Source organism: Pseudomonas poae RE*1-1-14 (genome assembly GCF_000336465.1).
GTDB lineage: Bacteria > Pseudomonadota > Gammaproteobacteria > Pseudomonadales > Pseudomonadaceae > Aquipseudomonas > Aquipseudomonas poae.
The window spans coordinates 850914-863158 of the sequence record NC_020209.1 but is presented as its reverse complement, the minus strand read 5'-3'; the positions used below and the strand labels follow the sequence as shown (position 1 = coordinate 863158).

Annotated in this window: 10 protein-coding genes, 1 tRNA gene and 3 pseudogenes; 5 read left to right on the top strand and 9 right to left on the bottom strand. The window is 60.2% G+C overall.

Features of this window, described 5'->3' with window-relative positions:
• Positions 1–18: 18 nt before the first annotated feature.
• Together H045_RS25700 and H045_RS25695 are read right to left on the bottom strand one after the other, a co-directional pair.
• Positions 19–615: pseudogene (locus H045_RS25700) on the bottom strand (methyl-accepting chemotaxis protein); the annotation flags it as partial.
• 306 nt (positions 616–921) lie between these two features.
• Positions 922–1644: pseudogene (locus H045_RS25695) on the bottom strand (MCP four helix bundle domain-containing protein); the annotation flags it as partial.
• A 261-nt stretch (positions 1645–1905) separates the two neighbouring features.
• Here H045_RS25695 and H045_RS03975 point away from each other — a divergent pair.
• Positions 1906–3132 carry an MFS transporter gene (locus tag H045_RS03975; RefSeq protein WP_015371492.1) on the top strand — a complete coding sequence of 409 codons (1227 nt, stop codon included), beginning with the start codon at positions 1906–1908 and terminating at the stop codon, positions 3130–3132.
• Between the two features lie 438 nt (positions 3133–3570).
• Positions 3571–3810: pseudogene (locus tag H045_RS03970) on the top strand (LbetaH domain-containing protein); the annotation flags it as partial.
• Between the two features lie 89 nt (positions 3811–3899).
• Here the strand turns inward: H045_RS03970 and H045_RS03965 are convergent.
• The 5 genes from H045_RS03965 to dapA all read right to left on the bottom strand — a co-directional run bounded on the left by H045_RS03965 (position 3900) and on the right by dapA (position 7588).
• Positions 3900–3989 (bottom strand) — tRNA-Ser (locus tag H045_RS03965).
• An 83-nt stretch (positions 3990–4072) separates the two neighbouring features.
• A complete protein-coding gene (purC, locus tag H045_RS03960) occupies positions 4073–4786 on the bottom strand; it encodes a phosphoribosylaminoimidazolesuccinocarboxamide synthase (RefSeq protein ID WP_003211975.1) in 714 nt (237 codons plus the stop codon).
• A 27-nt stretch (positions 4787–4813) separates the two neighbouring features.
• Complete coding sequence (locus H045_RS03955; protein WP_015371490.1) at positions 4814–5572, bottom strand: MBL fold metallo-hydrolase; 759 nt, start codon at positions 5570–5572, stop codon at positions 4814–4816.
• Positions 5573–5576: 4 nt separating this feature from the next.
• Positions 5577–6692: an outer membrane protein assembly factor BamC gene (gene bamC, locus H045_RS03950; protein WP_003233936.1), complete on the bottom strand. Its 1116-nt coding sequence runs from the start codon at positions 6690–6692 to the stop codon at positions 5577–5579.
• Between the two features lie 17 nt (positions 6693–6709).
• Positions 6710–7588, bottom strand: a complete 879-nt coding sequence (dapA, locus tag H045_RS03945; RefSeq protein ID WP_003233934.1) for a 4-hydroxy-tetrahydrodipicolinate synthase — start codon at positions 7586–7588, stop codon at positions 6710–6712.
• 262 nt (positions 7589–7850) lie between these two features.
• Here dapA and H045_RS03940 point away from each other — a divergent pair, with 262 nt between their 5' ends.
• Positions 7851–8411 (top strand): glycine cleavage system transcriptional repressor, encoded by a 561-nt coding sequence (locus H045_RS03940; protein WP_003172487.1) that lies wholly within the window; start codon positions 7851–7853, stop codon positions 8409–8411.
• An 11-nt stretch (positions 8412–8422) separates the two neighbouring features.
• Positions 8423–8896 carry a peroxiredoxin gene (locus tag H045_RS03935; RefSeq protein WP_003233932.1) on the top strand — a complete coding sequence of 158 codons (474 nt, stop codon included), beginning with the start codon at positions 8423–8425 and terminating at the stop codon, positions 8894–8896.
• A gap of 7 nt (positions 8897–8903) precedes the next feature.
• Here the strand turns inward: H045_RS03935 and H045_RS03930 are convergent, their stop codons facing one another.
• Positions 8904–9143, bottom strand: a complete 240-nt coding sequence (locus H045_RS03930; RefSeq protein ID WP_003233930.1) for a sulfurtransferase TusA family protein — start codon at positions 9141–9143, stop codon at positions 8904–8906.
• Positions 9144–9238: 95 nt separating this feature from the next.
• Here H045_RS03930 and H045_RS03925 point away from each other — a divergent pair, with 95 nt between their 5' ends.
• The gene (locus tag H045_RS03925) at positions 9239–10672 is read left to right on the top strand and encodes a M48 family metalloprotease (RefSeq protein WP_015371489.1); all 1434 of its coding nucleotides are present in this window, start codon (positions 9239–9241) and stop codon (positions 10670–10672) included.
• A gap of 59 nt (positions 10673–10731) precedes the next feature.
• Here the strand turns inward: H045_RS03925 and H045_RS03920 are convergent, their stop codons facing one another.
• A complete protein-coding gene (locus H045_RS03920) occupies positions 10732–12171 on the bottom strand; it encodes a DegQ family serine endoprotease (protein WP_003233926.1) in 1440 nt (479 codons plus the stop codon).
• Positions 12172–12245 lie beyond the last annotated feature (74 nt).

Here is a 12245-nt window from a genome sequence, read left to right as displayed (position 1 = left end):
GCCGACGCTCCCCAGGCACTACAGGCGAAACCGCGCCACGGCGTCGTTGAGCGCTACCGCCAAGCGTGCCAGCTCCTGGCTCGAACCGCTGACCTGCCCGGCGCCCGAGGACGACTGCGCCGACAGGTCACGGATATTCACGATGTTGCGGTCGACTTCTTTGGCCACCTGGGCCTGCTCCTCGGCCGCACTGGCGATCACCAGGTTGCGCTGGTGAATCTCATCGATCGAATCAGTGATCCGACTCAAGGCACCACCAGCGCCCTCGGCCAGGCTCAAGGTCTCGGTGGCGCGCTGGGTGCTTGACTGCATCGACGCCAGCGCATCATTGGAGCCCGTGCGCATGGCGGTCACCATCTGGTCGATCTCCAGGGTCGATTGCTGGGTGCGATGGGCCAGCGCCCGCACTTCATCGGCCACCACCGCGAAGCCACGCCCTGATTCGCCGGCACGCGCCGCCTCGATAGCGGCGTTAAGGGCCAGCAGGTTGGTCTGCTCGGCGATGGAGCGAATCACGTCGAGCACCTTGCCGATGTCCCGCGATTGCTCGGCCAGGTTCTGCACCAGGTTCGAGGTTTCGCCGATGTTGCTACTCAGGGCCTGAATCGCGCTGACTGTTTCGCCGACGCGGTGCTGGCCTTCGCGCGCGGTTTCATTGGAGAGCCTGGTGGATTCGGAAGTAGAAACCGCGTTGCGCGCCACCTCGTCGGCGGCCGAGGTCATCTCGTTGACCGCCGTGGCTGCCTGCTCGATCTCTGCCGTTTGCTGTTGCAGGCTGCGGCTGCTCTGGTCGGTGATGCCATTGAGGTCGGTGGCCGAGGCGGACACTTGTACCGCAGACTGGCGAATCAGCTGCAAGGTATCGCGCAGGTTGCCTTGCATCGATTGCAACGCGACGAGCAAGCGGGTCACCTCGTCGTCGCCGCTGACTTCGACGGTCTGCGTCAGATCGCCGCGTGCAACGTTTTCCGCAGCACGCATGGCCTGTCCCAATGGGCCGACAATACTGCGCGTCAACAACCAGGCCAGGGCCACCGTGCTCACCCCCGCCAGGATCACAAAACCGAACACCATGGTGAGCGAGCGGCTGTATTGCGCCTCTGCCGCCTGGCCCAGCTGGTTGATCTGGCTGTTGTAATAGTCGCTGAGTGCGTTGAGCTGGGCCCCGGAGCCATCGACCACTGTTTTCATGTCCACCAGCAGCAACTTGTTGAGTTCAGCGCCCTGTTGCTTGTCGGCCAGCACGAACGACTGCGACAGCCCTTGCTGGTACTGGCGCAGCGAGACCTGGAACTGATCGTAAAGCGCGCGCACTTCAGGCGTGTCGACCAACGCGTCGAGCTCGGCCAGCTTCTTGGTCAGGTCCTGGCTGCGGGTGTCCATCTGACCGCGGTACATCGCAAGGTTCGCCGGGTTGGTGTCCAACGCCATGCGCAACGAAATCGTGCGGATACGCAGCATGATTTCGCGAATATCGGCCACCAGCCGCATCTTCGGCACCAGCCCACGCTCCACCTGCACCGCCCGGGCGCGAATACTCGCCATGTTCGACAGCGCGAAAAAGCCCAGCAGGGCCACAAGCAAGGCAATCAAGGCAAAACCCAGACCGGCACGGCGGGCGATGGACAGGCTGCGAAGGGACATTTTGAGGGCTCTCATGGGGAGGGATACGACATCGTATGACAGCGTTTCGGCCTGACAGGCTTGGACTTGAGGGAAAAAAACGGAAATAAAGAGTCCTGATATCCAAGGTAGAATTCGTGCTCAAAGCATCACATCGATCACACTGATGATGACTATCGAAACAAGCGCCTGCCGATTTGTCGGCGGTCATCTCTATAATCCCCTCCCGCAGCCCTCCCCCCGCCTGACTAAAGGCGACATTCATCCTTGGAACCCGACACCATGCCAAGTGCCAGCCAGGCCTCCAGCGGCCTTCCCGAACATAATCAACAGAGCGTCAAACAGCAGTGGCTGGCGATTCTGTCGGTTGCCGTGGGCGCATTCGCCCTGGTGACCAGTGAGTTTCTCCCGGTGGGCGTGCTCAACGACGTCGCCAGCGACCTGGGCATCACGGCCGGCCACGCAGGGCTGATGGTGACCCTGCCCGGCATCATGGCTGCCCTCGCAGCGCCGTTTCTGTCAGTGAGCATCGGCGCGATGGACCGTCGCTATCTGCTGATCAGCCTGACGCTGATCATGATTGTCGCCAACGGCATCGTGGCGTTTGCCAGTGATTTCAACGTGCTGTTGTTTGGGCGTGTATTACTGGGCATCAGCATCGGCGGCTTCTGGGCCACGGCCATCGCCCTCAGTGGCCGCCTGGCGCCCAAGGGCGTCGACGTGGCGAAAGCTACGTCGATCATCATGATGGGCGTGACCCTGGCCACCGTGCTGGGCGTGCCGGTGGGCACCTGGCTCAGCGGCCTGATGGGCTGGCGCATGACCTTTCTGGTGACCGCACTGATGGGCGTACCGGTGCTGCTGGCGCAGGTGCTTCTGCTGCCACGGCTCAATCCGGAAAAAGCGATTCGTGTCAGTGACCTGCCGGCGTTGTTTTACAACCCGCAGGCGCGGGTGGGCCTGATTGCGGTACTGCTGATCGGGCTGGCGCACTTTGCTGCCTACACTTATGTCGCGCCGTTTTTCAAATACAGTGCCGGCTTTGATGGGCAGACCATCAGCTCGTTGCTGCTGCTGTTTGGTGTGGCCGGGGTGGCGGGCAATGTGTTCGCTGGTTTCGCCGCCAATCGCAGCGTGCGCAATACCCTGCTGCTGGTCGCGCTGATGATCGGCACCAGCACCGCGCTGTTCCCCCACTTCGCCACCGGCATGACCGGCGCCGCGCTACTGATCGCGCTGTGGGGCTTCGCGTTCGGCGCGTTCCCGGCGTGCTCCAGCATCTGGATGTTCGTGGTGGCGCCCAAGGATGTGGAGCGCGGCATGCCGCTGTTTGTCGCGCTGTTTCAGGTGATCATTGCCCTGGGCTCGTTCTTTGGCGGGCAGATCGTTGATCAGATGGGCAGCTCGGTGTTGTTGAGTCTTGCCACGGTACTGGTGGGCTTCGGGTTTGTGACGGTGCTGGTGCTGGGGAGGAATGTCAGCAACCGACTGGTCGCGCAGCCAGCCTGACCGCTAGCTTTTGCAGAGGCCTGCCAGGCGATGAGTTTGGCGGGCCTTTTTTGTTTTAGCCGCAGACGTATTCGATCTGGAAAAACCTGGTAAAGAGAATGCCCGCCCTGAAACTTGCGCGCGCAAGGCTGCGAGCTAGCCTCAAACCTGTCGCCGCTGTGGCGACCTACTGTCAGGGAGCTTTATATGCCAACACGCTATCGTGATGCAGTTACAGGGGAATACGTGACGGAAGCTGAGGCGAAGAAAAGGCCAAGGGAGACGGTGAGGGAAACGGATAAAAAACCGTCGACAAAATCGAAGGGTAAAAAGTAGCGTTATTGTTTTAGCTCGGGCCGTGCAGATCTGCGGTTACCTTTTTCGGAATAACACGCCATGACGCTGTTTGAAATCAATGCATTCATCGAACAATGGCCCACCCTGGGCCTGATGCCCGCTGAGGCCGTAAATATCGAGGCCGGTGCGATCATTGCCAATTACCGCAACGAACTGAACGGGGCGCAAATCAAAATCCGTTATCTGGATAAAGTGATCGAGACGGGAGTGAACACATTCGGTGCCCTGGTGGGAGACGGTTGCAAGATTGGTGCAAACGCCGTCATTGACCCTGGCGCGCTGTTGCGGCCCGATACTCATGTGCCTCGCTTGGGATTGATTGACCAGTTCGCTTACGATTGAACGCCTCGGCGCTGGTCATATTCAAACGGCAGGAACGAAAAAGCCCCTGAAATGTTCAACCATTTCAGGGGCTTTGTCTTGTTCGATAATGGCGGAGAGATAGGGATTCGAACCCTAGGTACCGGTGAAGGTACAACGGATTTCGAATCCGTCCCATTCGGCCACTCTGGCATCTCTCCAACGGCGCGCATCATAACAGCATGGTTCGTGGATGCAAAGCGCCGAGGCGATTTTTTTCCGTGCTATCAGATGCTTGCGTCGATTACAGCGGTACGCCGAGGCGATTGGCGACTTCTTCGTAGGCTTCGATGACGTCACCGAGGCCCTGGCGGAAGCGGTCCTTGTCCATCTTCTTGCGGGTGTCCTTGTCCCACAGGCGGCAGCCGTCCGGGCTGAACTCGTCGCCCAGGACGATGGAGCCATCGTGGAACACGCCAAACTCCAGCTTGAAGTCCACCAGCAGCAGGCCTGCATCGTCGAACAGCTTGCTCAGCACGTCGTTGACCTTGAGGGACAGTTCCTTCATGCGCGCCAGTTGCTCAGCGGTGCCCCAGCCGAATGCCACCACGTGGGATTCGTTGATGAACGGGTCGCCCTTTGCGTCGTCCTTGAGGAACAGTTCGAAGGTGTAAGGGTTGAGCTTGAGGCCCTCCTCCACGCCCAGACGCTTGACCAGGCTGCCAGCGGCGTAGTTACGCACGACGCATTCCACCGGGATCATGTCGAGCTTCTTCACCAGGCACTCGTTGTCGCCCAGCAGTTTGTCGAATTGAGTCGGAATACCGGCCGCTTCGAGCTTCTGCATGATGAAGGCGTTGAACTTGTTGTTCACCATACCCTTGCGATCAAGTTGCTCGATGCGCTTGCCGTCGAACGCCGAGGTGTCGTTGCGAAACAGCAGGATCAGGCGGTTGGCGTCGTCGGTTTTGTACACCGACTTGGCTTTGCCGCGGTAGAGTTCTTCACGTTTTTCCATGATGGGCTCCGCTTTGAGTGAGGTGGGCTAGGCGATGTGGCGCCAGTCGAGCCCTGAATCTTGATCGGCCATTTGCAGCCAGTCCGGGTCGCACCCAAGGGTGTCGACGAAACATTGCCGGGCAAGCTGCGGCAGGTTGTTCTTGCTGCTCAGGTGGGCCAGGACCAGGTGCTGCAGGTCTTGCCAGCCCAACTCATACACCAGGTACGCCGCCTGATGGTTGTTCAAATGCCCGAGTTCGCCGCCCACCCGCTGCTTGAGAAAGTAGGGGTAATGACCGCGCGCCAGCAGGTCCCGACAGTGGTTGGACTCGATCATCAAGGCATCGAGATCGCGGTAACCGTCCAGCACCCTGGCGCAGTAGGAACCCAGGTCGGTCAGTACGCCGAAGCGCCGCTGGCCGTCACTGAAAACATACTGCGTCGGTTCCTGAGCGTCGTGGGCGACTGCGATCACATCGATGCTCAAGGCGCCGACCTGCAGTTGCTCGCCGCCGGCCAGGAAACCTGCAGGCTCAATGGGTTTGCGCATCCCGCGCAGAGTGCCGCGACTGAGGTACACCGGAAGATTGTAGCGCCGAGACAGCAAACCCACGCCATGCACATGATCGGCATGTTCGTGGGTCACCAGAATCGCACTCAGCTGCGCGGGATGCACCCCAAGGCGCAGCAGCCGCCGCTCGGTTTCCCTCAGCGAGAAACCGCAATCGACCAGTACGTACGTGTCGTCATGAGCGACCAGCGTGCCGTTCCCTTGGCTACCGCTGCCGAGAACGGCAAAACGCATCGGATCAGCCCAGGTTGTCCTGAATCACGCCCAACACTTTGCGCGCTGTTTCAGCGGGCGCCACGGTGTTGATGTTCTTCTCGACGGTCACCTGCACGCTCTCGCCTACCTTGCTCAGACGGACCTGATAGCGCTCGGCACGGGTTTCGACTTCTTCCTTGGTCGGCGTGCTGCCGAACAGTTTGCCGAAGAACCCTGGCTCGTCGTCTTTCTTCACGGCCTTTTCAGCCACATTGATGTAGTACAGGCCAAGGCTGCGGTTGATGTCTTCAACGCGCCAAGGGCCTTGCTCCAACGCACGACCGACACTGGCCCAGGCACGATCCAGGTCTTCACCCAGGTTCAGCACCACGTTGCCGCTGCCGTCTTCGGTGAGGCTGACGCGGCTCGGGGTGTCGTAATCCCGTGCGGCGAGCAGGGAAACGGAACCGCCCTTCTCGGAGATACGACTCATGCTGGCCAGCATCTCGTCGACCAAGGCAGCGTCGACGCCGGTATTGACCGAGCGATTGGTGAACTCGACATTGGCAGTGCTGCCTGCGGGACGCTCGGCGCTGACCACGTAGACTTCACTGGTATTGCGTTGCACACCCGGCTCGATGCGCACGCGCACACGGGTCTCGCCGTCGGCGGCTACGCCACTCGACTGCAGACGTTTGGCCATGCTGGCGGACAGTTCGCTGCCGTGCTGCCACGCAGTGGTGAATTCACCGGTCTGCGGACGCTGCTCGTCAATGCGGAACCCATTGTCTTGGAAGAACTGCACCGCCACCGGCCAGACTTCGGCAGGTGGACGCTGAGCCACAACCCAACGCGAGTCGCCGCTCTTCTGCAGGCTGTAGTCGCTGGCGTCCGCCACGGCTGCAATCGGCTGCGGGCGTGGCACGACGTACTCACCTTTGGTGGTGTCGTCGGCAACGTTGCGCGGAATCGGCAGCAACGGGTCAAGGCGCTTGGCGACATTGACGTCCGGTGGCAGTTGCATCGGTTTGGTTGCTTGTGCTTCCAGGTAATCGCTGCCGCGGTCACGGAAGTAGCCTTCCGGGCCCCAGATCCAACCGCAGCCACTGGTGCTGGAGATAATCAAGGCAAGTGCGGAAAGTCCGGCCAATCGCTTCATGCGTAGTGCTTCCTCAATTAAACCAGGACGCCGGACTGGCGCAGGGCCTGTCGCAGCGGTTCGTGAAAGGCTTGGCTGAGCGGGGTGAGCGGCAGACGTATACCGTCCGGCATCAGGCCCATCTCGACCAGCGCCCATTTCACGGGGATAGGGTTGGATTCGACAAACAGTGTCTTGTTGAGCGGCATCAGTTTTTCGTGGATCGCACGCGCTGTTACGGCATCGCCGGCAATGGCAGCGGCGCAGAGGTCACTCATGGCACGCGGGGCAACGTTGGCGGTCACGGAGATGTTGCCCTTGCCGCCCAGCAGCATCAGTTCGACCGCCGTGGCGTCGTCACCCGAATACAGCAAAAAGTCGCTGCTCACGCCGGCCAGGATGTCCCTGGCGCGTTGCAGGTCTCCGGTGGCTTCCTTGATACCGATGATGTTCGGCACGGTGGACAGACGGATCACCGTCTCGGCTTTCATGTCACAGGCAGTGCGGCCGGGAACGTTGTAGAGGATCTGCGGGATGTCGACGGCTTCGGCGATCGCCTTGAAGTGCTGGTACAGGCCTTCCTGGGTCGGCTTGTTGTAGTACGGGGTAACCAGCAGGCAGGCATCGGCGCCGGATTTTTTGGCGTTTTTGGTCAGTTCGATCGCTTCACGCGTGGAGTTGGCACCGGTACCGGCAATCACCGCGATACGGCCCGCCACACGCTTGACCACGAATTCGATGACCTGGATGTGCTCTTCCACATCAAGGGTGGCCGACTCACCAGTGGTGCCGACCGCCACGATGGCATTGGTGCCTTCTTGCAGGTGGAAGTCCACCAGTTTGCCAAGGCTGTCCCAGTCGAGATGACCTTGTGCATCCATGGGTGTGACCAGTGCCACCATACTGCCCGCAATCATGCAACCGCTCCTGCCGGAAAAAGAGAGCCGTAATGGTACTGGCGCCAAGATGCTTGTACAAGCGAAGTACCGCGTGAGGATGCGTTCTAGCGCAACTAAACGACGGGCAATGCCATCATTGGGCAAAAGCGCTGCTACAAGCAGGCCATTCACACAATGAAAACGCCACCTCCTATCCCTTCGCGATGCTTTTCGCTACCCTTGATCCTTTGATCGATACAGCCCTCACGGTATCGACCGCTCATCGTTTTAGGAAGGCTGCATGTCCACCCCCACAGTTCGCGAACAATTCCTTGTTATCAGTGCCCTCGGCGCCAACCCCATGGAGCTGACCAACGTCCTGTGCCGCGCCAGCCATGAAAACCGCTGCGCCGTCGTAACCTCGCGCCTGACCCGTCACGGCGAATGCAGCGCGCTGGTGCTGCAGATCTCCGGCACCTGGGACGCCCTGGCGCGCCTGGAAACCGGCCTGCCGGGCCTTGCCAAGAAGCATGACTTCACCGTCAATGTGGTGCGCAGCGCCGCGCTGGAAAACCGCCCGCAGGCCTTGCCTTATGTGGCGTATGTCAGCTCGGCGTACCGCTCGGACATCGTCAACGAGCTGTGCCAGTTCTTTATCGACCATAACGTCGAGCTGGAAAATCTTACCTGCGATACCTACCAGGCGCCGCAAACCGGCGGCACCATGCTTAACGCCACGTTCACCGTGACCCTGCCAGCCGGCGTGCAGATCAGTTGGCTGCGTGATCAGTTCCTGGACTTTGCCGATGCGCTGAACCTGGACGCATTGATCGAGCCGTGGCGCCCACAGAACCCAATGTAAGGAAGTTATTCATGGCGGTAGTCATCGATACAGCGGTCACTGATTTCGAAGCCCCGGCCACCAGTGGTCAGACCTTCAGCCTTGCCGCCCTGAAGGGCAAGCAAGTGGTGATCTACTTTTACCCCAAGGACAGCACGCCGGGCTGTACCACTCAGGGCCAGGGTTTTCGTGATCAGCATGAAGCGTTCAAGGCAGCCAACACCGAGGTGTTTGGCGTGTCGCGCGACAGCCTCAAATCCCATGAGAACTTCAAGGCCAAGCAGGCATTCCCCTTCGAGCTGATCAGCGACAAGGACGAAGCGGTTTGCCAACTGTTTGACGTGATCAAGCTCAAAAAGCTATACGGCAAGGAATACTTGGGAGTGGATCGCAGCACTTTCCTGATCGACAAGGACGGTGTTCTGCGTCAGGAATGGCGTGGCGTGAAAGTACCGGGCCATGTGGATGCGGTGTTGGCGGCGGCGCAGGCGTTGAACAAGGCTTGAGCGCGGTTCAGGCCTTGCGCAACCAATAACGGTAAACACCTGCTTCATCCTCTTCGCGCTCCAGCGTGTGGCCGGCCAACTTGGCGAAGGTGCGGAAATCACGCTGGGAGCCCGCATCCGTCGCGGTCACCTTGAGCACCGCGCCGCTGGCCATTCGATTGAGTTCCAGCTTGGCCTTGAGCAAGGGCAACGGGCAGTTGAGGCCGCTGGCATCGAGTTCGGCATCAAAAGCTACAGCGTCGGTCATGGTTTTACTCCGGGCAAGCGTTGGGGTGCTTAGAATATCTGGTCCGAAGCTCAGTGTCCGGCTACAGTAAGCTCTTTGCCCAAAAGGCTTTGTGCATGACTTTTTTGCGCCCCACCCTGCTGATGCTGGCCTGCCTGCTGGCCTCTCCAGGCTTCGCTGACGACCTGCCGTCACTTGGCGACGCCAGTTCTGCCATTGTCTCTCCACAACAGGAATACCAGCTGGGCCGTGCATGGCTGGCGTATCTGCGCGGGCAGGTTTCGCAACTGAATGATCCGCAACTCAAGGATTATGTGGAAACCAGCGTGTACAAGCTGGTTGAGACAAGCCAGGTGAACGACCGGCGGCTGGAATTCATCCTGATCAACAGTCCGCAGCTCAATGCCTTTGCCGCACCGGGCGGGATCGTCGGCGTGAACGGCGGGCTGTTTCTCAACGCCCAGACCGAAGGCGAGTATGCGTCGGTGATGGCCCACGAATTGGCTCACCTGTCTCAACGCCATTTCGCACGAGGCGTTGAAGCGCAACAGCGTATGCAATTACCCATGATGGCTGCGTTGCTCGGCGGCATCATTGCGGCTGCAGCGGGCGCAGGCGACGCAGGTATCGCCGCCATCGCGGGCACCCAGGCCGCAGCGATCCAGGAGCAGCGACGCTTCTCCCGCCAGAACGAGCAGGAGGCTGACCGCATCGGCATCCTCAATCTGGAGAAGGCCGGCTATGACCCACGCTCGATGCCGACCATGTTCGAGCGGCTGATGCGCCAATACCGTTTTGATGCCAAGCCCCCCGAGTTTCTGTTGACACACCCGGTGACCGAATCCCGGATTGCCGACACCCGCAACCGCGCCGAACAATCCAAACAGGGCGGCAAGGAAGACAGCCTGCGGTATCAGTTGATCCGCGCGCGGGTGCAGTTGAAGTATGAGGACACGCCTGGCCTCGCTGCCAAGCGATTCCAGGCGCAACTGGACGAGAACCCGAAAAACGATGTCGCCCGTTATGGCCTGGCGATCGCTCAGATAAAGGGCTCCCAGCTCAAGGAAGCTCGGGAAAACCTGGCGCCATTGCTGGCCAAAGCCCCAAATGACATCACTTACAACCTGGCGCAGATCGAGCTGGACATTATCAACAATCGCATGCCGGACGCCCAACAGCGCACCGACCGCATGCTGAGCCAGTACCCCAGCAATTACCCGCTGAACCAGGTTCGGGTGGATCTGCTGCTTAAACAGAACCGCACCGCCGACGCGGAGAAAGCCCTGGATGGCTTGCTCAAGTCTCGTCCGGACGATCCGGATGTCTGGTATCAGGTTGCAGAGACACGCGGACTGTCAGGCAATATCATCGGCCTGCATCAAGCGCGCGCCGAGTACTTCGCACTGGTGGGCGACTTCCAGCAAGCGATCCAGCAACTGGACTTCGCCAAACGTCGGGCCGGCAGCAACTTCCCGCTTTCGTCGCGCATCGACGCGCGTCAGCGTGAATTGATCGAACAGGAACGCTTGGTGAAAGGGATGATGAGCTAAACCCACAAAAAGCCCCGCCATCGTAAACCGACGGAGGGGCTTTTTATTGGGCTAGCGGATTACTCGGCCAGCTTGAAGGTGATGAAACTGGCTCGGCCCTGACGCAGGACGCGCATCGACACCGTGCGATTCTTCGGCAGTGCCTTGGCAATGTCGGTGAATTCCTTGGTGTTGTTGATCGCCTGATTGTTCAGGTGGGTAATCACGTCGCCTGGCTGCAAGCCGATCAGGGAGGCAGGGCCATCCTGAACTTCCTTGATCACGACGCCGCTCTTGAGGTCGAAGGTTTTCTTCTGCTCTTCGGTCAGCTCGGCCACGGCAATGCCCAGGCGATTGCTGCTGCGCTCGGCGCCGGGTTTGGCGTTGCCCAGCGCATCCAGGGCCGCGCCCTCTTCCGGTATGGCACCTACGGTCAGCTCCACGTTCTGGCGCTTGCCTTCACGAATCACTTCCAGCTTGGCCTTGCTGCCGGCCTTGAGTGCACCCACCAGGTGTGGCAAGTCTGCAGACATGACGATCGGCTGGCCGTTCATGCTCAGAATCACGTCGCCAACCTGCAGGCCGCCTTTGGCAGCCGGACCGCCGTCCTGGATCTGCGCCACCAGCGCGCCGGCCGGCTTGTCGAGGCCGAAGGACTCAGCCAGGTCCTTGTTCACTTCCTGGATGACCACGCCCAACCAGCCGCGACTGACCTTGCCGCCGCTCTTCAACTGATTGGAAACATCCATGGCCACATCGATCGGGATCGCAAAGGACACACCCATGAAACCACCGGAACGGGTGTAGATCTGCGAGTTGATCCCCACCACTTCACCGGCCAGGTTGAACAGCGGGCCACCGGAGTTGCCCGGGTTGATCGGCACGTCGGTCTGGATGAACGGCACATAGTTTTCGTTCGGCAGGCTACGGCCAATGGCGCTCACGATGCCTTGCGTAACCGTATGATCAAAGCCAAACGGCGAACCGATAGCAACCACCCACTGGCCGGCCTTGAGGTCTTGGGACTTGCCCAGCTTGAGCACGGGCAGGTCCTTGCCTTCGATCTTCAGCAACGCAACGTCGGAGCGTGGATCAGTGCCCACCAGCTTGGCTTTGAGTTCGCTGCGGTCGGCGAGGCGGACGAGGATTTCGTCGGCATCGGCAATGACATGGTTATTGGTGAGAATGTAGCCATCCGGCGAAATGATGAATCCAGAACCCAGAGACTGCGCCTCACGCTGACCACCACCGCCGCCACGGGGAGCGCGCGGCTGGGGCATACCGCGTTCGAAAAACTCGCGCAGCATAGGCGGCAGGCCTTCCAGATCAGGCATCTGCTGGTTCGAAACTTTGCGATCCGGCAGCTTTTGCGTGGTGCTGATGTTCACCACGGCAGGCGAGGCCTGCTCGACCAACTGGGTGAAATCAGGCAGCTCGGCGGCTTGCGCAGGCAAGGCCTGGCCCAGCACCAATACCGTGGCGACTATGGATAGGTAAGACTTCAAACGTGGTATCGACATACAGCTCCCGTTACGACGAGCAGGGTTGAGCGACAGGGTTCAATAAACGCCGGAAGTTGCGACCGACGTCTTTG